This window comes from Ruegeria sp. HKCCA0235A, from assembly GCF_013033235.1.
GTDB lineage: Bacteria > Pseudomonadota > Alphaproteobacteria > Rhodobacterales > Rhodobacteraceae > Ruegeria.
The window spans coordinates 333,987-353,935 of the sequence record NZ_WQDQ01000002.1 but is presented as its reverse complement, the minus strand read 5'-3'; the positions used below and the strand labels follow the sequence as shown (position 1 = coordinate 353,935).

The window sequence follows — 19,949 nt, the reverse complement described above, 5'->3', positions numbered from 1 at the left end:
AATTAGCGGAACAGCGACAGAATCGACTGCGGTGCCTGATTGGCGATCGAAAGCGACTGCGTCGCCAACTGTTGCTGAACCTGAAGCGCCTGCAACCGCGCCGAAGTCTCTTCCATGTCCGCGTCGACCAGCGAACCGATACCTGACTTGAACGAGTCGGACAGGTTCGAGATGAACTCTTTCTGAGTTTCGATCCGGCTTTGAGAGGAACCGAAAGCAGCCGACGCGTCGATCGAAGTATCGATCAGCGACTCAACGGCGGCCAGGGCAGCGGTCGCACCCGCACCGGTCGAAACATCAATGCCGGCCAGCGCGCCCAGACCACCTGCACCGGCGTTCACGAATTGAGCCGAAAACGAAATGTCCGAGCCCGTACCGTTGGTAACAGACAAAGTTCCGGCTGTACCCGAGTCATAATCGACGGTCAGACCGGTAATCCCAAGCTCTTCAATCTTCGATTTCAACCCAACAGCAACCAGATCACCGGTTGTTGTCGCGGCAGCGTCTTCGGCGGAAACGGTATAGGATACGACCTGATCGTTGATCGCTACGACGACCTTGTCCCCGGCGGCAAAAACACCGCTGGATTCGTCGGTGACCAGCGCGGTTGCGGCGGTTGCGCCGTTATCGATGGTTGCGCCGACGCGATCGTTGCCTGTCGATGCGCCGGTCGAACCGTCAAAAACCTGCTTGGTGACATAACCACCGGTCGACAGGTTCTGCCCTGCAACGGTGATGGACGACGAGGTCACAGCACCTGTGTTGTCACGATCCAGCGATGCAAGGATCGAAGCGGAACCGGCAGAGCCGTCAACCAGGTTCAGACCATTGAACTGCGCCGCACTGACAACGGACGCGATCTGATCTTTCAGTGCAGTCACATCATCATTGATTTTGCCGCGATCAACGTTGTCTTCCTGCGCCGCGACGATCTTGCCTTTCATCTGGGTCAGCAGATCAGTGACGGTTTCCGCGGCATTCCGCGCAACGGCGACGGTCGATTCGCCAAGCGCAAGACTGTCCTTGATGGCGTTGAAACCTTTGACGTCCGACTCCATCACTTTGGAAATCGCCCATACTGCCGAGTTGTCCTTGGCCGTCGCGACATCCTTGCCGGTCGAGATTGCGTTCTGGGTCATCGCCAGGTTTTTGTTGACCGACTTGAGAGTCTGCAGCGCAACCATCGCGCCATTGTTTGTCAGAATGCTGGACATAGCTTTCATCCTTTTCCGTTCGGGCCATTTTGCCCATGTTCACCCCGCACTATTTGCGGGCATTGGTGTCTTTCTGACCTGTGCGACGCGCCGCGTGGCCGTTCGCGCCACCTGTTGATCTCAGGTGCAACACCACTTTTGAACTCGATCCCCTAACGGAGTGCTAAAGCGCCCGGCCCAGAAATTTCGGATTTGAATCAAACTTCTGCCTATGCCCGCTTTTCCAGCTTTGCCGTGCTGCGCACCGCGAATTCACTTCGCTGTCCGTCTGCACCATAGGTGCTGAATTCCTGCCGAACGCGCCGCAATTCAGCCATTCGGCTGGCGACCGCCCGGATGCCTTCAGCCGCGCTGTTCAGCAGCGCCTGATTGCGCTCGGCTTTCTGTTGAACGCGAATCAGTGCCTCACTTTCCAGCACCTGAAGATCATTGATTGCCCCGATCAGCTTTTCTTTTTCAGGCACCATGCTGGACAAACGGTCCAGATCTCCCTGTACAAGTGCGGCACGTTCCAAATCCAGGACTTCTTCCAAAGACTTGATCAACGCTTTATCGGCCTTAGACGTCATCGGTTTTCTCCATCAGTGACTTGAACAGAATTTCGGAAAGGCCCACGCCGCCGGACCGGGCCAGTTGCTGCGCCTGATGTTGAACAAGCATCGAAGAAAACTGATCCTCACCGGCGCCACCGCCAAAGGACTGACGGGTCTTTCCCACCCCGGCAGATTTCAGCATTTCCGCCAGAAACGCGGCCTCCAGCTCTATGGCGGCGTTTTCCAGCCGGGTCTGGGGTGACTGTGATTGAGATACGTGAGGAAGGGTGGAAACCTTCATGGCATTCTCCGAATTTGCATCGAACTTTCTCGATCAAAGGTTAAAGCGGTTAAAATAAACGTAACTTCCTACAGGCAGTGTTCCGACAAGTCACACGGAGCCGGAGCAAAATGCCCAACCCCCTAACGCTGGCGAACGCAATGCCTACTACACCCGAGAAAGCCGTCACATCGCGTAAGGCTCCGGGCCAAAACACTGGCTCGGAGAGCTTTCAGGATGTCCTCCGGCAGGAGGTTGGTGCCACCGGCCACCCAGAAGGCGAAAACGCTGCCATCAATGCCGAGCTGAAAAGTGTCGAAGCAGAGCCCGAACCTGTGCCGGAGACATCGGCCGAGGCATCTGCAACGGCCCATCCCACCCCGATTTCAGAACACATCGGCGAACAGCAACCCCCTTCTGCATTCCTGGAAACCCCGGACTTGGGCAAGGTAAAGGTGGTGCCGGTTCGGGTGGCGGAGGTAAATCAAGCACCCTCTGAAACACCGGATCAACCACCGGTATCGGTACCAAAAGGTTTGCCCACACAAAGCGACACACCTTCCCCGGTTCCGGCGCTCTCGCAGAAGGTGCAGGGTCCGACGCCCCAACCTGTGCACGTGACAGCCATGACCGAAATCGGCCAGATGTTTGATCAGCTTGCAAAGCCCAAAGGCACGGTCGAACAAACGGGGGCCGTCCCCCTCCCGCTGGACCCTGAAAAGAAGCCGTTGCCCGAAGTGAACATTCTGACGCCCAAATCGTCAGCGCCTGACCGGGCGCCCTCGGTGGCGCAGCTTCAGCTGATGGCAACTGCCGTTGAAGCCGAACCCGTGGCACCCGTTGTCGAAGCTGAGGCCCCGCCGGCCGCCAGAGAGGAACCTTTGCCGCTGACCTCGCGTGAGTCCGTGCCTCAATTTGCGGCTCCGTCCACTGCCGCCCGAGCGGAAATCGCCCGGGCGATTGCTGGTCAGCTGTCGGCGGCTGTCCTGACCCGCACCGGATCAGGAGCAACGGAAATAGCGCTGAATCCGGAAGAGCTTGGGCGTGTGTCCATTGTTCTGAACGGGCGGGAGGACGGGCTGCAAATCACCATTGCGACCGAGCGCCCGGAAACCCTCGATTTAATGCGGCGTCATTTGTCCGTTCTGACAGAAGAGTTTCAGAAGCTGGGTTATGGGGATCTGAGCTTTGATCTGGGAACCTCTTGGGGTTCTGGCGCACATCAAAAGGACGCAAACGACGCTGACACACAATCCCCTTCACATTCAGAAGCTGCGCCGCACGAACGGATCGATCACACAACTTCCCATCCACAGAATCTGGCCTCGGGCCGGGGCATCGACATGAGGTTTTGACCAATGATTACGCCTGTCAACACCACGCAGCCCGTTGCGGATCAACAAAAGGCCGGGGCATCACAAAAGTCCGCGATTACGTCGGACTTTGAGACATTCTTGCTGATGCTAACGGCGCAGGCAAAGAATCAGGATCCGTTGGAGCCGATGGATTCGACCGAGTATGCGTCTCAGTTGGCGCAGTTCTCGATGGTCGAGCAACAAGTCCAGACCAATGACCTCTTGTCCACCCTGGCCAACGCATTGGGCGGTACGAAACTGAACGAGCTTGCAAGTTGGGTGGGCATGGACGTCCGTTCGACATCAGCCTTTCACTTTGAGGGCCAGCCCGTGACATTGTTCGCCCGGGCCGACCCTGATGCGGACGCGACGAAATTGGTGATCCGCGACAGTGATGGCACGGTAATCGATAATGTTACCGTGCCCACGACAACCGAGGAGTTTGTTTGGGCCGGAGTGGATTCTTCAGGCAATCCATTGGCATCAGGCAACTACAGCGCAACCCTGAAAAGCTACAAAGGTGACAAGTTGCTCTCTGAGAAACCTGTCGCCGCCTACAATCGCGTAGTCGAAGCACAGGTTGGCGACGATGCTGTTTTGCTGACCTTGCAGGGCGGTCAGGTGATTCCCGCAACTCAGGTCACCGCAGTCCGAACAGGTGCTTGATCTGTCGGGCGGGACGGGCCAAACCTTGGCAAATCGACTCGCCATAAGAAGTGATGGAACCTCTGCCCGACCTGCCTGCCCCCCCTCGTGATCTGGTTGACCATCTTCACGCGCAAAGATTGGTCAACGCGCATCCTCGGTTCGAGACCTTGTATGGCGGGCGCACCAACAAGGTGTGGAAGGTCAAGGGCCGCGACAGTGACAAAGTCCTGAAACTCTACAGCACGGCATTGCGCAATCCTTTGTTTCGCAATGATGCAGAGTTGGAGGCCCTATGCCTGAAGGCGCTTGGCACCACGGGCTTCGTGCCAAGGCTGCGGGCCACAGGGCAATACAAAGAAGCCCGTTGGGTGTTTTACGACCACGCCCCCGGAGCCCCCTGGCGGCAGGATTCAGCACAGGTTGGCGCCTTGCTGCGCAAGCTTCATACCCTGCCCATTGCCGTCCAGGCGCCAGCCGGATGCAATGGCAGCGCAGACTTGCGCGCTCATGGAAAAAGAATTCTGCAAGGCTGTACGTCAAACGGGCGCGACAAACTCGCTGATTTGCAACCATCAAATTCGGTCGCACCCACGCAACAGACGTGCCTGATCCATGGCGACCCCGTGGCAGGCAATATCCTGGTGGCGACCGGTGGTCTGACCTTGATCGACTGGCAATGCCCGGCCCTGGGCGATCCCTGCGAAGACCTTGCGCTGTTTTTGTCGCCTGCAATGCAGCAGCTTTACCGAGGCTCACCGCTGTCGAAGAAAGAGGAAGACCAGTTTCTTTCGGCCTACGGCAGGCCCGAAATCGTCGCGCGCTATGAACAACTCAGGCCATGGTATGCGTGGCGCATGGCGACGTATTGCCTCTGGCGCGCTGAAAATGGTGCGCCCGATTACGCGACAGGGTTGAACTTGGAAACCGCAATTCTGTAACGCCCCGCCTCATCGCAGGTCGGCCAGCGCCAGCATGGCGTAGGCTGGCGGCATGAGAACACGGCGCCAGCGACCCAAAGGAAACCGACCCGGTGTTTGCATCATCACGACCGGCAGCCTGGCGTCCTGCCCCAGAACCAACCGCGCCAATGCTCGACCGCAATACGTGCCCATGGCGACGCCATTGCCGTGATATGCAAAACCGGCAAACATCCCCGGTTGATCCGGAACGGGGCCGACAAAAGGTGTCAGGGCCCGCGACAGGCACACCAAACCGGACCAGATATGAGTGACCTCGACCGTCGACCAAGCAGGAAACATATGTTTGAAATCCTGCTGAACCTTTCGCCGAATGGCTGCTTCAGCCTCGGCCGATGACCGCAGGCCGCCCCTCATACCAAACAGAAAGCGCCCGTCCGGCATCAGGCGGAAATAGTGCAACAGATTGCGCGTATCATAGCACATCTGATCCGATGTCCATCCCTGTGCCATCTGCTCGGTTCGACCAAGGGGTCGCGTTACCATGACGGTCGACTGAGCAGGCATGTATCGTCCGGACATCCAGGCCGGGATATCCTCGCTGGAATAGCCGTTGGTACACACCAACACCGCCTGCGCTTTGACTGGCCCGCTCTGCGTTTGCAACACAAAGCCGGACGCCGTTTTTTCAACGCTCAGAACCGCGGAATTCTGAAACAGATGCGCGCCCATTGCTTCGGCGGCTCTGGCAATCCCAAACAGGTATTTGCGGGGATTCAACCCGAAACCAACCGGCGAAGTGTATCCACCATAAAACGCGCCACCCATGCCCTTCCCGGGCAGGTCTCTGGCTTCGTGCAGGGTTCCCGCCTCGTCGGCATTGCGGCGTAGCATGTCCATCGCCCGCCTGGAATGCGCCAGCTGGGTTTCCCCGCTGGAGTGGGTATCCGCATCGATCTGATGTTGTGCCAACAGATCGGCGACCAGTCGGACCGCTTCCTGTTCCGCTGCCGCATAGTCCAAAGCGGCATCGCAGCCAAATCGGCGCTGCATGGATGCATGGCCAAGTTTTGAGCCGCCAAGACAGCAAAACCCGCCATTTCGGCCCGAGGCTCCCCACCCCGGTGCGCCGGCTTCGAACACCGCAACCGAAGCTTTTTCAGCCAAATGCAGAGCAGCCGAAACGCCTGTAAATCCGCCGCCAATGATGGCCACATCCACATGCATGTCACCCTGGAACTCTGGCCAATCCGGGCTGGCAACAGTTTCGTCCCACCAACAGCCGTCGCGAGGGTCGCTGCCATAGGCGTAGTCTGGAAAAATCCGCTTCATTCGGTGCGCGCTGCGGCCATTTCATCCTGCTGCTGCCGTACCATCGCGCGTTTGGTCACAAGCGAGGCCGTGATTACCCCGACCGTCACCACAGCGATCATGATCGTCGACAACGCGTTGATTTCCGGGCTGACGCCAAGGCGCACGGCCGAGAATATCTTGATCGGCAATGTCGTTGCCGACGGCCCCGAAGTGAAGGATGCAATCACCAGATCATCAAGTGACAAGGTGAAGGCCAGCAACCAACCCGAGATTACCGCAGGTGCGATGATCGGAAGGGTGACAAGACGGAAGGCTTGCGCGGGCGAACATCCAAGGTCCAGCGCAGCCTCTTCCAACGACCGGTCAAAGGTGATGAGGCGCGAGGATACGACAACGGAAACGAAACACATCGAAAAGGTCGTATGCGCCAGAACGATGGTCAGAATACCCCGATCCAGGCCGATGCCGATAAACAGCAAAAGCAGCGACAGGCCGGTGATCACTTCGGGCATGACCAGCGGTGCATAGATCATGCCGGAAAACAGTGTCCGGCCAAAGAAACGCCCGCTGCGGACCAGCACATAAGCGGCGGCCGTTCCCAGAATAGTCGCCAGCGTCGACGAAAAGACCGCGACCCGGATCGTGACCCAGGCAGCATCAAGGAACGCTTCGTTCCGAAGCAGCTCTCCGTACCATTTCGTCGAAAACCCGGCCCAGACCGTGACTAGCTTGCTTTCGTTGAAGCTGAAGACGATCAGGATGATCATCGGGATGTACAGAAACGCAAAACCCAGCGTCAGCGAAACCGTGTTGAACCAGCTCAATCTGTTCATCCCTCGGCCTCCGCCTGTTTCTGCTGGTTGCGCTGGAACAGCACGATGGGAATGACAAGGATCAGCAGCAGCACGATGGCCACCGCACTTGCCACCGGCCAGTCACGGTTCGAAAAGAACTCTTCCCACAGAACCTTGCCGATCATCAGCGTACCGGAACCACCCAGAAGGGATGGGATCACGAATTCACCGATCACGGGGATCATCACCAGGAAACACCCTGCAATGATACCGGGTTTGGACAGCGGGATGGTCACCAGCCAGAAGGCCTGCAAACGGGAACACCCCAGATCCTCGGCCGCTTCGATCAATGATCCGTCCAACCGTTCCAACGCAGAATAGATCGGCAGGATCATGAAAGGCAGATAGGTGTAGACGATGCCGATATAGACGGCAGTTGACGTGTTCAGGATCGTCAGCGGCGTCGAGATGATGCCGGTCCACAGTAAGATCTGGTTGAGATACCCTTCGTTCGACAGAATGCCCATCCAAGCGTAAACCCGGATCAGGAACGAGGTCCAGAAGGGCAGGATGACCAGCATCATCAGTGTCGGTCGCCATTCCTGAGGCGCGCGGGCCATGCCGTAGGCAATGGGATAACCTACCAGCAGTGTCAGGAATGTCGAAATCAAAGCGATCTTGACGCTGGACAGGTAGGCTTTCCAATACAGGTCGTCCTCGGTCAGCCAGACATAATTCTCCAGATCAAGCTGGCTGAAAAACTCCTTTATCCCCGCCCAACCGGCTGACAGGTCCAAAGTCGGGGTATAAGGCGGGATGGCAAGCGCGGTATCCGACAGCGAAATCTTCAGAACGATGAAGAATGGCACCAGAAACAGGGCCAACAGCCAGACGTAAGGAATGGCGATCAGAACGGCGCGGCGCATCAGTTGGCCAGCAGAACCGCAGCCGTGGCTGTCCAGGACAGCCAGACCGGGTCTTCCCAGGTGAAAGAACGGCGCGAGATGCGGCGAGTATTGGCCGTCTGCGCCTTGATGATTGTGCCGTTTGCCAATTCAACGTGATAGGTGGACAGATTGCCCAGATAGGCAATGTCGTGAACCTTGCCCTGCACGGCGTTGACCGCATCGACGGGCCGTTCGGCAGAGATCGTCACTTTCTCGGGGCGGATCGCCAGATGGCAGGGCTGACCGTCTGAGAAACCGGCAGGCGAAGATGCCGTGAACGGGGCCTGACCTTCGGCCCAATCGATCTGATAGGCGTCCTCTCCGGATGGCGTCGCGCGGCCTTCGATGATGTTCACATCTCCGATGAAGTCAGCGACATAAACAGATTCAGGGTTTTCATAGATCCGATCCGGGGTGGCCACTTGCTTTAACTGGCCCTGATCCATCACCGCGACGCGGGTGGCAACTGTCATCGCCTCTTCCTGATCATGGGTGACGATGACAAAGGTGGTGCCGGTCTTTTCCTGGATATCCATCAATTCGAACTGGGTATCCTGACGCAGCTTCTTGTCCAACGCCCCCAGCGGTTCATCCAGCAGCAGAAGCTTGGGCGCTTTGGCCAACGAGCGCGCCAGCGCGACGCGCTGCCTCTGACCGCCCGAGATCTGATGCGGTTTGCGACGGGCGAATTGTTCCAGCCGGGTCAGGCGCAGCATCTCTTCGACCCGGTCTTCCAGATCGTGCTTGGGCATGTTGTCTCGGCGCAGACCGAAAGCTATGTTTTCCCAGACACTCAGATGCGGGAACAGGGCATAGGACTGGAACATCATGTTCACGGCCCGCTTGTTCGGCGGGATGGGGTCGATATCCTGCCCGCCCAGCAAGATGTGGCCTTCGGTCGGGGTCTCGAACCCGGCCAGCATCCGCATCATCGTTGTTTTGCCGCACCCTGAAGGGCCTAGCAGGGCAAAAAACTCACGTTCGAAAATATCCAGAGACAGGTTGTCGATCGCCGTGAACTCGCCAAAGCGCTTGGTCACGTTCTGGAACTGGATCAAGGGTTTCGCCTGTGGGTCATTCCACGGCGCAAAAACGTCAGAACTCAAAGCAGCCCCCGCATGGTCAGTTTGGACAATAGTGCGGCGGGGCGATCGCCAGACCGCCCCGCGCTTTTGACCGGATCAGGTGCCTGACTTGATCTTGGTCCAAAGACGGGTCACGACCCGCTGTGTCTTCGCGGGGTACGGAGTCGTGATGTACAGGTTCTGCATCGTGGCTTCATCCGGATAAATTGCCGGATCGCCGATCACGTCTTCCTCAAGAAACTCCTGAGACGCCTTGTTGCCGTTGGCGTAGTACACGTAGTTGGACGCAGCAGCCATGTTGTTGGCATCCAGAATGAAATTCAGGAATTTGTGCGCACCTTCCGGATTCGGCGCGTCGGCGGGAATTGCCATCTGGTCGAACCACATCAACGACCCTTCTGCGAACGGGTGGTATTCGATGTTCACACCGTTGTCGGCTTCGGCCGCGCGGTCCCGCGCCTGCAAAATATCACCGGACCAACCCACGGCTACGCAAATATCGCCATTGGCCAGCGCGTTGATGTATTCCGAACTGTGAAACTTCTGGATGTAGGGGCGAACGCTTGTCAGAACGTCTTCGACCTTCTTGATCACTTCCGGGTCATGGCTGTCGGGGTCTTCACCGATGTACTGCAAGGTCATCGGTATCATTTCGGCTGGCGCATCAAGGAAGTGAACGCCACACGAGGCCAGCTTTTCCATATTCTCCGGCTTCAGAACCAAATCCATGCTGTTCAGGGCCACATCGTCACCCAAGACTTCCTTGACCTTGTCGACGTTCACACCGATGCCCGTCGTTCCCCACATGTAGTTCATCGAGTAGGCATTGTTCGGATCATACCCTGCGGTACGCTCCTGAATCACGTCCCACAGATTTACCGCATTCGGCAACTTGGCCATGTCCAGTTCCTGAAATGCGCCCGCCTGAATCTGGCGTTGCAGGAATGTGCCCGACGGCACCACCACATCGTATCCCGAACCACCGGCCAGCATCTTGGTTTCCAGAACCTCATTGCTGTCGAACACATCGTAGATCAGAGTCAGGCCGGTTTCTTCCTCGAATTTGCTCAGCAATTCTTCGTCGATGTAGTCGGACCAGTTGTAAACACGCACCTCTTCGGCGAATGCCGCCGAAGTCCCCAATGCGATGACCGCTGTCATGGTCAGCGTTTTGATTGTCATATTCTTCTCCCTGCAAGTGTACGGCTATTTTCCCGTTTTTTTGGATTTGATCAAGTTTTGCGTTTTTCCTCGATCCAGCGTATGGTTTCACGAGGTCTGTCACCTGACAAGTCAGGGTTAGTCGAAATGGGAAGAACCAATTGGATTTGATCAAAAATAAGGCATCTGCGTCGACAAACGACAAAGGGAAACAGCCCGCGCATGAGCAGGTTTATCAAACGCTCAGATCACAGATCCTGTTCGGCGAATTGGTTCCGGGCCAGCCTGTCACGATCCAGGGCCTGACTGATTCGCTGGGTGTTGGTATGACACCGGTGCGCGAAGCCATCCGCCGGTTGATCTCGGACGGGGCATTGGTGTTCCAAGGCAATCGGCGTGTAAGTGTGCCGCTGCTTTCCCCGGGCGACATCCAGGAAATGATCTTTGCCAGAACCGCAATAGAATCAGAGCTTTCAAGGCGCGCAACGTCGAATTTGCAAACCGAAGATATAGATCATCTGGAGCGACTCGACATGCATCTGGACCGTATGATTGCTGACGGGGATGTAGGCGGATATCTGCGTCTGAACCAGGCGTTCCACGAAACCTTGTACTCACACGCAAACGCACCGATTCTCAGCGATCTGGCCGAAAGGCTTTGGTTGCGGTTCGGTCCGTCGCTGCGTGTCGTATGTGGTCGATTCGGGACTCAAAGCCTGCCGGATCGGCACAAGGATATCATTGCCGCTTTGCGCAACCGAGACGCCGAAAAAGCCGCAAAAGCAACGGCACAGGACATTGAGCAAGGCATGGAATTGATCGCGGAGGCCCTGACTTCCACCTGACTCAACCCGATTCGATTGACAGCGATGAATTTGATCATATTGTGAACCGCAACTGCGTTCTTGTAGGAGATTCTCCGATGTCCACCATAACCAACCATATGCCGACCGCCGAATTGCAGGCGCTGGATGCGGCGCATCACATCCATCCTTTCTCGGCCAATGGCGCGCTGGGACAGGAAGGGGCACGCGTGATTACACGCGCCAGCGGAGTTTACCTGACCGACAGCGAAGGTGAGGAAATTCTGGACGCAATGGCAGGTCTTTGGTGCGTCAATATCGGTTATGGCCGTGATGAGCTGGCCGATGTCGCGGCGCGTCAGATGCGCGAACTGCCCTACTACAACACCTTCTTCAAGACGACCCATGTGCCCGCAATCGCACTGGCCGCCAAGATCGCCGAGCTGGCACCGGGTGATCTGAACCATGTCTTCTTCGCAGCTGGTGGGTCCGAGGCCAACGATACCAACATCCGCCTTGTACGCACCTATTGGGCCGAGAAGGGGCAGCCGGACAAGAATATCATCATCAGCAGGAAAAACGCGTATCACGGGTCTTCCGTCGGGTCGGCTTCGCTGGGCGGTATGGCAGGCATGCACGCGCAGGGCGGCATTCCGATCCCGAACATTCACCACATCAACCAACCGAACTGGTGGGCGGAAGGCGGCGACATGTCGCCCGAGGAATTCGGCCTGGCCCGCGCGCGCGAGCTGGAAGAGGCCATACAGGAGCTGGGCGAGGACCGTGTCGCGGCCTTCATCGCCGAGCCGGTTCAGGGTGCAGGCGGCGTGATCGTGGCGCCCGATACCTACTGGCCGGAGATTCAGCGCATCTGCGACAAATACGATATCCTGTTGATTGCGGACGAGGTGATCTGTGGGTTCGGCCGAACCGGCAACTGGTTCGGATCGCAAACCGTGGGCATCAGACCGCATATCATGACCATCGCCAAGGGGCTCAGCTCGGGCTATGCGCCGATCGGCGGGTCCATCGTGAATGACGAGATCGCCGAAGTGATCGGCGGGACGGAATTCAACCACGGGTACACCTATTCCGGCCACCCCGTCGCCGCTGCCGTGGCGCTTGAGAACCTGCGCATTTTGGAAGAAGAGAAGATCGTCGAGCATGTGCGCGATGTTGCCGCCCCCTATCTGAAACAGAAATGGGAGGCGCTGGCCGATCACCCGCTGGTGGGTGAGGCGAAGATCGTCGGAATGATGGCCTCCATCGCTCTGACACCCGACAAAGCCAGCCGCGCCAAGTTCGCGTCCGAGCCCGGCACGATCGGTTATATCTGCCGTGACCGTTGCTTTGCCAACAATCTGATCATGCGCCACGTGGGCGACCGCATGATCATCTCGCCGCCGCTGATCCTGACCCCGGCGGATATCGACGAGATGTTCGTGCGGATTTACAAATCTCTGGACGAAGCACAGGCGGAAATCATCGCTCAGGGGCTGATGAAAGCCGCATCCTGAGTTCAGAAAAAGGCTTCTACAAAGGGGCGGCCCGTCTGGGTCGCCTCTTATCGTTCATCGCAGCCGCTCCAAAAGTGTCGCAGTTGGATAGCCGTCCGGCACCAAACCCTGCGCCAGTTGGTAGGCGCGAACCGCATTGATGGTGTTCGGCCCGGTGCGCCCATCGATACCCTTTGTATCGAACCCCGCATCAGTCAGGCGGGTTTGCAGCTCTTTCTTCTCGGTGAAGCTCAGTGCCCGCTCGCCTCGGGGCCAGTCGGACTGAAACGGTGCGCCACCCGCAAGCCGGTCGGACAGGTGCCCGATACCGATCACGTAAGCATCGGCCCCGTTATAGGCCTCGATCACGCTGAAATTGTCGAAAATCATCAGCGCCACGCCCTGCCCCCCGGCGGGCAAAAGGATTGCGGCTTGCCCGTGATCCGGGACAGGTTTGCCGTCACGCCCCACCACGCCACGCGCCGCCCAATCTGACGGCAGCAGGGTGTAGTCCCGTTTGGCGGTGGCATAGTCGAACCCTTCGGGCAGGCGCACCTCGACGCCCCAGGGCTGCCCCTTTTTCCAACCGTGCCGTGCCAGATAGGACGCGGCCGAGGCCAGCGCATCCGTCGGATCATCCGACCAGATGTCACGCCGACCATCGCCATCGAAATCAACTGCGTGATCCAGATACGAGGTTGGCATGAACTGCGTGTGCCCCATCGCACCTGCCCAGCTGCCCAGCATGTTTTTGGCGCTGACATCACCTGCCTGCACGATCCTCAGGGCGGCGATCAACTGCGTTTCAAAGAACTGCGCCCGCCGTGCATCAAAAGCCAGCGTCGCCAAGGAACTCAGCGTCCGGTTGCTGCCACGATAAGAGCCGAATGATGTTTCCAGCCCCCAGATTGCCGTGACCACTTTCTTTTCAACGCCATATTCCGCCTCGATTTGCTGAAACACCTGCCGATGTCGTTGCATCGCGGCACGACCATTGGAAACGCGCGTGTCCGAGACGGCGGAATCCAGATACTCCCAGATCGGTTTCGAAAATTCAGCCTGATTGCGGTCTCGTTTCAGGATGTCCTCGTCAAAGATCATGTCCGAGAACACCCTGTTCAATGTTCTTTCCGATATACCCTGCTGCTTCGCGCGCTCCTGAAACGCGCCGAGCCAGGCCTGAAACCGTGCGGTCACGGCCGCGGACACCCGCAAAGCCTCAACCGCCGGGCGCGGGACCGGACGGATCGAAACCGCCACATCCGCCGAGGCCAGCTGTATCTTTTCGCCTGGCACTGCACTGTCTGGCCAAGTCGTTTTTTCTGATATGTCCGCCTGCACCATGGATGCCCATAATGCGACGGTCATGACGCCGCCTACGCATTTTTGCATTCCGATTTTTCCTGATTACTGCTCGACCTCAGGGTAGCGCAAAATCGGCGAATCACAAAGTCTCAGGCATCGTCATCGCGTTCTTGCGCGTCGCGCGCTGCGCGGATTTGCGCCAAAACTTCGCGCAGCATGGGCACCCGGTTCGGTCTAAAGCTTTGATCTGTCACGGACATGTCCTGAATGCGATCCAACCGGAAGACGCGAAAATCCTGTCTCAGGTGGCACCAGCCGAGCAACACATTTGATCGATCCATATAGACGATGCTCAGCGGGTTGACCCGTCTTTGTGTGGCATCGCCTTTTGCGTCCGTATACGAGAACTCGATCGCGCGTTCGTCCCACGTCGCCTGCCGCAAAATGGCCACGTCGATGGTCGGCGCGGGCGGGCGATTGAACCGCGTTGCCGCCAGAACCGCGTGGCTCAGCCGATGGGACTGTCGCTGTGGCAATCGCCCCTGCAATTTCCGCAGGGCGGCGCTGGCTGCATCTGACAAGGCCGGGTCACCAATCACCTGAACTTCGCGCAGGCCAAGAACCAGGGCCTCAAGCTCGTCATCGGTGAAACCCAATGGCGGCAATGTGGCATCTTCGATCAGGGTGAACCCAAACCCTGCCTCACCGTCAATAACGGCCCCCAGACCACGCAGCGCGTCAATATCCCTGTGTATCGTCCTGGCAGAAACACCCAGATCCTGCGCCAGTTGTTCAGACGTTCTGGGCGATGGGCCAGAACGCAGAGCTTGCATCAGTTGGAACAATCGGGCGGTGCGGGACATGATGAACCCTAGCCTATCCCTAATGACAAAAACTGTCATCAGGCCGGTTTACTCATCCGGCACGTCAAAAACACGGAGCCATGCGATGCTGACCCTTCTCACCTATCCTTCCGCCTTCGGACTGTTCAGCGCCAGCCCGTTCTGCGTCAAGACAGCCTTGATGCTTCAGCACTCCGGTCAGGTCTGGCAGCGTTCGGACATGCTTGACCCGCGCAGGATGCCGCATCAAAAACTGCCAGTGCTGCGCACGCCAGAGCGGTTGATACCAGACAGCGATCTGATCCGCGATTGGCTGGAACAGAAGGGGGCGGAGTTCGATCAGGGGCTTTCGGATGTGGAAAAAGCGCAATCCCGCGCGCTGGTACGAATGGCCGAAGAGCATCTGTATTTCCACATCGTTCTGGACCGCTGGGGCAATGACGAGGTCTGGCCGATCCTTCGCGAAACCTTTTTCACAGGAATTCCGGCTCTGATCCGAAAGCCGGCGTCCAATGCGATCCGAAAATCCGTTCTGAAAGGAATCACGTCACAAGGGATCGGCCGGTTCTCGTTGCCCGAGCGCATGGACCGGGTCGAACGCGATCTCGAGGCGATCTCGGCCCATCTGTGGCAACCCCGCTTCCTGCTGGCGGATCAACCGACTTCAGCAGATATGAGCGTCGGCCCGATGCTCGCCGCCATGCGCGCAACGCCTGCCGATACCCCACTGACCCGCAGGATCAAACAGGATAATCTGTTGAACAGTTACGTAGACCGGATGGAACAGGCGATACCGATTGCATGAAACCTTTTGATGACCCCTCGGTCGCCTCGGCCTTTGAAGCCATGCCCCCGCAAGCACGCGCGGGGGCCCTGGCGCTTCGCGACCTGATACTGAACACAGCAGAGTCTCTGCCCGCCGCCAATCCATTGCGAGAAGAGCTGCGCTGGGGCAAGCCCGCCTATCTTGCCCCCAAAGGATCAACGATCCGGCTGGGGGCTCACAAATCCGCGGATTTCGCACTGTTCGTGCACTGCCAAAGCCGATTGATCGGTGATTTCACCACGGCCTTTCCGGGCGAGGACCGGATTGACGGAAACCGGGCCATTCTGTTCGATGACCCGAGCCAGATCGATGAAACCCGCCATGGCTGGCTGATTGCCCGGGCGCTGACCTATCACCTTTGACGGCGCTTGCGTTCGACCTTGCGCTTGATCTTGTCCTTCTTGCGTTTGGTGCTGGCGGCCTTGCGTCTCGTCGACCGCTTGGCGGGCCCGCGCCCGCGCGGCAGGGCCTGATCGTCGATGGACAGCAGTTCCATCTCCAACCCGCCGGTCACAGGTGTCGCCTCGGTCAGCCGCACCGTGACCCGCTGGCCGATGGCGATGATCAGCCCGGAATCCGAGCCCATCAGCGTTCCGGCCTCTCGATCAAAATGAAAGAATTCGCGCCCCAAAGACCGCACCGGCACCAGGCCATCCGCGCCCGTTTCGTCCATTTTCACGAAGGCCCCGAACCGGGCAATGCCACTGATCCGACCGGTGAATTCGTTGCCCACACGTTCGCTGAGATAAGCCGCCAGATAGCGGTCGGTCGTATCGCGCTCGGCCATCATCGAGCGGCGTTCGGTATCTGAAATATGCGTGGCCGTTTCTTCGAGCCGGGCAATTTCGTCCTCGGTCAGCCCGTCCTTGCCCCAGCCATGGGCCGAGATCAGCGCCCGGTGCACGATCAGGTCGGCATAGCGCCGGATGGGCGAGGTGAAATGTGCGTAGTTGCGCAGCGCCAGCCCGAAATGGCCGTAGTTTTCCGGGCTGTAATAGGCCTGCGCCATCGACCGCAAGGTGCTGAGATTGATCAGCTCGGCATCCTCGGTGCCGGCGGCAGCATTCAGCAGCGCGTTCAGGTGACGGGTCTGGAGCACCTGCCCCTTGGCCAGATTCAGCCCGGCGGCCTGCGCCGTCTCGCGCAGGCTTTCCAGTTTTTCGGGCGCGGGTTCTTCGTGCACCCGGAACAGCAGCGGGCTGCGCTTGGCGATCAGCGTCTCGGCGGCGGCCACGTTCGCCAGGATCATGAATTCCTCGATCAGCCGGTGCGCGTCCAGCCGCTCGCGGAAGGCCACGCTTTCGACCTCGCCCTTGTCGTTCAGAACGATCTTGCGCTCCGGCAGGTCCAACTCCAGTGGCTGGCGATCAGCACGGGCCTTTTTCAGCGCGGTATATGCAGCATAAAGCGGTTTCAGAACCGACTCCAGCAGTGGGCCGGTCCGGTCATTGGGGGTGCCGTCGATGGCCTCTTGCACCTCGGCATAGTTCAGGGACGCGGCCGAGCGCATCAGCCCGCGCACGAACCGGTGGTCGATCTTGTTGCCGTTTGCATCGATCCGCATCCGCACCGCGATACAGGCGCGCGGCACGCCTTCGTGCAGCGAACACAGATCACCCGACAGACGGTCGGGCAGCATCGGCACGACGCGGTCGGGGAAATAGCTGGAATTGCCGCGCTTGCGCGCCTCGCGGTCCAGCGCGGTGCCGGGCCGCACATAGGCGGCGACATCAGCAATGGCGACCCAGATGACGTGCCCTCCAGGGTTCTTGGGATCATCGTCTGCATGGGCATAGCAGGCGTCGTCATGATCGCGCGCGTCCGAGGGATCGATCGTCAGCAAAGGCATATCCCGCAGATCCTTGCGGCCTTTCAGGCCGACAGGCTTGGCCTTGTCGGCCTCGGCAATCACCTTGTCGGGGAAATCATCCGGGATGCCGTGCTGATGGATCGCGATCAACGAAACGGCCTTGGGCGCAGTCGGGTCGCCCAGCCGTTCGACGATGCGCGCGCGTGGCAGCCCCATGCGGTTTTTCGGCCCGGCTTGCTCGGCCTCAACCAGTTCGCCATCCCGGGCGCCCAGCGCAGCGCCTTCGGCCACCAGCCATTCGGTCGATCCGGCCTTGTCGATCGGCACGATCCGCCCGCCTTCGGCCCCTTTGCGGAAGATACCCACGATTTTCCGAGGGTTCGTTCCGATACGGCGGATCAGGCGGGCTTCGTAATTGTGATCTTCCTCATGCACCACGGTCAGACGAGCCAGAATGCGATCACCTTCGCCCAGCGCCGGGTCGCTGGCGCGAGCAATGATCAGAACGTTGGGCTCGACCCCCTCGCCATGCCATTCCAGTGGCCGCGCGAACAGGTCGCCATCGGCATTCGGCGCCTTTACCTGTAACACGCTGACCGGCGGCAGGCGATCCGGGTCGCGGTAACTGCGCTTGCGTTTCTCAAGATGGCCTTCGGCCTCAAGCTCTTTGAGGATACGTTTCAGATCAATCCGATCCGCGCCCTTGATGCCAAAGGCTTTGGCGATATCGCGTTTTGAGGTCAGGGTGGGGTTCGCCGAGATCCAGTCCAGGACCTCCTGCTTGGTAGGGATGCGAGTCATACGTCCGGCCTAGCACGCGTTTGCGACCGCGTCATGACCAAAAAGCCTCAGGGTTCAAGATCGGCAACCGTATCCACATCGCGCAGCTGATCAAGCAATGACACCCGACCGCCAGAAATCGAGGCCAGCGTGTCGGCCAATGCGTGTTCTGTCGACCAGCGCACGTTTTGGAACAGACTTGCCGGCAAGGCTGCATATCGTTGCGCGCCGACCAGCCAATAGCCACCATCCGGTGCTGGCCCAAACACCATCTGAGAACGCCCCAATGCGTCGAAAGCACGGGCAATATGGCGGCGCGAAATGCCCGGAATATCCGCACCGATCAGACAAACCGGCCCCTTGGGCATCCCGCGCAGCATCCGCCCCATGCGATCCCCCAGGTCCCCACGCCCCTGCGCGGCGCGCGGCAGGTCCGCAGGCCATACCCGGCTGTTTAGACCCTGCTGATCGGGTGAGACGGCCAAAACGATTCGCCAACGGGGATCTCGCAGCCGCCGGATCAAGGACCGGGTCTGGTGTCGAAACCACCACGCCGCCGCGACCATGCCGATTTCTCGTCCAAGCCGTGTTTTGACGCGGCCCGGTTGAGGTTCCTTCACCATGATCACCAATGTGCGCTGCATGGATCAGGCGAAATAGTCGGTCAGGATTCGGGTATAAATCGATTTGAGTTGCTGGATCTGGGCCACCTCGACGCATTCGTCGACCTGATGCATCGTGCGACCGACCAGACCGAACTCTACAACCGGGCAATGGTTCTTGATGAAACGCGCATCCGACGTACCACCGGTCGTCGAAAGCTCGGGCGATGCGCCTGTTTCCGCCTCTACCGCTTTGGCCACCAGATCCGACAAGGGCCCCGGCGGGGTCAGAAAGCTTTCGCCTGAAATCTTGATTGTGACATCTATTTCAACGCCGAACTGAGCGGCCACCTCATCTGCTTCCGTCTTCAGCCAGTCACTCAGGCTGGCCCCGGAATGCAGATCATTGAAACGAATATTCACCGTTCCCTTGCACTGCGCCGGGATTACGTTGGTGGCCGCATTCCCGGTGTCGATTGTCACCACTGCCAATGTCGAAGCGTCGAAGTGGTCCGTGCCCTGGTCCAGTTCGTGCCCCGCCAGCCGATCCATCAGCCGCGCCATGGCTGGCAAAGGGTTTTTGGCACGATGCGGATAAGCCGAATGCCCCTGAACACCGGTGATCGTAAACCATGCGGTCATCGACCCGCGACGGCCGATCTTCATCATTTCGCCCATCTTGTTCGGGCAGGTGGGCTCACCCACCAGACAGACAGACATATGTTCATTCGCGCCGTCCATGTAATCCAGCAAGGCGGTCGTGCCATCTAGCGCGTCGCCTTCCTCGTCGCCGGTGATCGTCAGGATGATGGCTCCGTCCGGTGGGGTGTCGCGCACGAAATCGATTGCCGCCGCCGCAAACGCCGCAACGCCGGATTTCATATCCGTTGCCCCACGCCCATACATCACACCATCGCGTATTTCGGCCCCGAAAGGCTGCATCGTCCACGCGGCCTCGTCGCCGACCGGCACAACATCAGTATGGCCGTTGAACCCGAAACTCCGCGGATGGCCTTTTTGACCCCATCGTGCGAACAGGTTGCTGACGCCACCACGGTCGACACGCGTGCATTCAAACCCCGCATCCGCCAGCACCGATCCCAGCAGAACCAGCGCGCCACCTTCGGCAGGTGTGACCGATGGGCAACGGATCAGATCGGCTGTGAATTGGACGGGGTCGGTCATGCAATGGCCTCTGGAACTGTATCTTTCGCGGGTTCGCGCACAGATTCAACGA

General features: G+C 58.8%; 20 protein-coding genes. 7 read left to right on the top strand and 13 right to left on the bottom strand.

Going from position 1 to position 19,949, the window contains the following annotated elements; translation table 11 throughout:
- Window positions 1-2: 2 nt before the first annotated feature.
- The 3 genes from GOW56_RS05660 to GOW56_RS05650 form a co-directional block, all read right to left on the bottom strand.
- The gene (locus GOW56_RS05660) at window positions 3-1,214 is read right to left on the bottom strand and encodes a flagellin (RefSeq protein ID WP_171119936.1); all 1,212 of its coding nucleotides are present in this window, start codon (window positions 1,212-1,214) and stop codon (window positions 3-5) included.
- Between the two features lie 209 nt (window positions 1,215-1,423).
- Complete coding sequence (locus GOW56_RS05655; RefSeq protein WP_152459294.1) at window positions 1,424-1,783, bottom strand: flagellar biosynthesis protein FlgN; 360 nt, start codon at window positions 1,781-1,783, stop codon at window positions 1,424-1,426.
- Window positions 1,773-2,048, bottom strand: a complete 276-nt coding sequence (locus GOW56_RS05650; RefSeq protein ID WP_152459295.1) for a rod-binding protein — start codon at window positions 2,046-2,048, stop codon at window positions 1,773-1,775. The genes GOW56_RS05655 and GOW56_RS05650 overlap by 11 nt, the downstream gene beginning before the upstream one ends.
- A gap of 110 nt (window positions 2,049-2,158) precedes the next feature.
- On the opposite strand from GOW56_RS05650, the gene GOW56_RS05645 reads away from it, so the two are divergent.
- From GOW56_RS05645 to GOW56_RS05635, 3 genes are read left to right on the top strand one after another with little or no spacing between them, the layout of a single operon-like run.
- Window positions 2,159-3,382, top strand: a complete 1,224-nt coding sequence (locus GOW56_RS05645) for a flagellar hook-length control protein FliK (protein ID WP_171205257.1) — start codon at window positions 2,159-2,161, stop codon at window positions 3,380-3,382.
- Window positions 3,383-3,385: 3 nt separating this feature from the next.
- On the top strand, window positions 3,386-4,048 hold the full coding sequence (locus GOW56_RS05640; protein ID WP_171205256.1) for a flagellar hook capping FlgD N-terminal domain-containing protein: 663 nt from the start codon (window positions 3,386-3,388) through the stop codon (window positions 4,046-4,048).
- Window positions 4,049-4,101: 53 nt separating this feature from the next.
- Window positions 4,102-4,968 carry a phosphotransferase gene (locus tag GOW56_RS05635; RefSeq protein ID WP_171205255.1) on the top strand — a complete coding sequence of 289 codons (867 nt, stop codon included), beginning with the start codon at window positions 4,102-4,104 and terminating at the stop codon, window positions 4,966-4,968.
- Between the two features lie 9 nt (window positions 4,969-4,977).
- On the opposite strand, the gene GOW56_RS05630 is transcribed toward GOW56_RS05635, so the two are convergent.
- From GOW56_RS05630 to GOW56_RS05610, 5 genes are all read right to left on the bottom strand, one after another.
- Window positions 4,978-6,279, bottom strand: a complete 1,302-nt coding sequence (locus tag GOW56_RS05630; protein WP_171205254.1) for an FAD-binding oxidoreductase — start codon at window positions 6,277-6,279, stop codon at window positions 4,978-4,980.
- Window positions 6,276-7,094 (bottom strand): ABC transporter permease, encoded by an 819-nt coding sequence (locus tag GOW56_RS05625; RefSeq protein WP_152459300.1) that lies wholly within the window; start codon window positions 7,092-7,094, stop codon window positions 6,276-6,278. The genes GOW56_RS05630 and GOW56_RS05625 overlap by 4 nt, the downstream gene beginning before the upstream one ends.
- Window positions 7,091-7,981, bottom strand: coding sequence for an ABC transporter permease subunit (locus GOW56_RS05620; protein ID WP_152459301.1), 891 nt, complete (start codon window positions 7,979-7,981; stop codon window positions 7,091-7,093). Before GOW56_RS05620 ends, GOW56_RS05625 begins: the two co-directional genes overlap by 4 nt.
- On the bottom strand, window positions 7,981-9,108 hold the full coding sequence (locus GOW56_RS05615; RefSeq protein WP_171205253.1) for an ABC transporter ATP-binding protein: 1,128 nt from the start codon (window positions 9,106-9,108) through the stop codon (window positions 7,981-7,983). The genes GOW56_RS05620 and GOW56_RS05615 overlap by 1 nt, the downstream gene beginning before the upstream one ends.
- Before the next feature lie 75 nt (window positions 9,109-9,183).
- Window positions 9,184-10,269, bottom strand: a complete 1,086-nt coding sequence (locus tag GOW56_RS05610; RefSeq protein ID WP_171205252.1) for a polyamine ABC transporter substrate-binding protein — start codon at window positions 10,267-10,269, stop codon at window positions 9,184-9,186.
- 140 nt (window positions 10,270-10,409) lie between these two features.
- Here GOW56_RS05610 and GOW56_RS05605 point away from each other — a divergent pair, with 140 nt between their 5' ends.
- Both GOW56_RS05605 and GOW56_RS05600 read left to right on the top strand, forming a co-directional pair.
- Window positions 10,410-11,093: a GntR family transcriptional regulator gene (locus GOW56_RS05605; protein ID WP_171205251.1), complete on the top strand. Its 684-nt coding sequence runs from the start codon at window positions 10,410-10,412 to the stop codon at window positions 11,091-11,093.
- 77 nt (window positions 11,094-11,170) lie between these two features.
- Window positions 11,171-12,568, top strand: coding sequence for an aspartate aminotransferase family protein (locus tag GOW56_RS05600; RefSeq protein ID WP_171205250.1), 1,398 nt, complete (start codon window positions 11,171-11,173; stop codon window positions 12,566-12,568).
- Between the two features lie 54 nt (window positions 12,569-12,622).
- On the opposite strand, the gene GOW56_RS05595 is transcribed toward GOW56_RS05600, so the two are convergent.
- On the bottom strand, window positions 12,623-13,939 hold the full coding sequence (locus tag GOW56_RS05595) for a lytic murein transglycosylase (protein ID WP_171205249.1): 1,317 nt from the start codon (window positions 13,937-13,939) through the stop codon (window positions 12,623-12,625).
- Window positions 13,940-14,001: 62 nt separating this feature from the next.
- Entirely contained in the window at window positions 14,002-14,715 is a 714-nt protein-coding gene (locus tag GOW56_RS05590; RefSeq protein WP_171205248.1) for a YafY family protein, read from the bottom strand.
- Window positions 14,716-14,800: 85 nt separating this feature from the next.
- Here GOW56_RS05590 and GOW56_RS05585 point away from each other — a divergent pair, with 85 nt between their 5' ends.
- A complete protein-coding gene (locus GOW56_RS05585; RefSeq protein ID WP_171205247.1) occupies window positions 14,801-15,499 on the top strand; it encodes a glutathione S-transferase family protein in 699 nt (232 codons plus the stop codon).
- Window positions 15,496-15,882, top strand: coding sequence for a DUF1801 domain-containing protein (locus tag GOW56_RS05580; protein ID WP_171205246.1), 387 nt, complete (start codon window positions 15,496-15,498; stop codon window positions 15,880-15,882). Before GOW56_RS05585 ends, GOW56_RS05580 begins: the two co-directional genes overlap by 4 nt.
- Here GOW56_RS05580 and rnr read toward each other — a convergent pair.
- Genes rnr through dapE form a run of 3 tightly spaced genes read right to left on the bottom strand, consistent with a single transcriptional unit; the run spans window position 15,873 to window position 19,897 of the window.
- Window positions 15,873-18,131, bottom strand: coding sequence for a ribonuclease R (gene rnr, locus GOW56_RS05575; protein WP_171205245.1), 2,259 nt, complete (start codon window positions 18,129-18,131; stop codon window positions 15,873-15,875). The genes GOW56_RS05580 and rnr overlap by 10 nt on opposite strands.
- Window positions 18,132-18,178: 47 nt before the next feature.
- A complete protein-coding gene (locus tag GOW56_RS05570) occupies window positions 18,179-18,754 on the bottom strand; it encodes a TIGR04282 family arsenosugar biosynthesis glycosyltransferase (RefSeq protein ID WP_171119951.1) in 576 nt (191 codons plus the stop codon).
- A gap of 3 nt (window positions 18,755-18,757) precedes the next feature.
- A complete protein-coding gene (gene dapE / locus GOW56_RS05565; protein WP_171205244.1) occupies window positions 18,758-19,897 on the bottom strand; it encodes a succinyl-diaminopimelate desuccinylase in 1,140 nt (379 codons plus the stop codon).
- Between the last annotated feature and the right edge of the window lie 52 nt (window positions 19,898-19,949).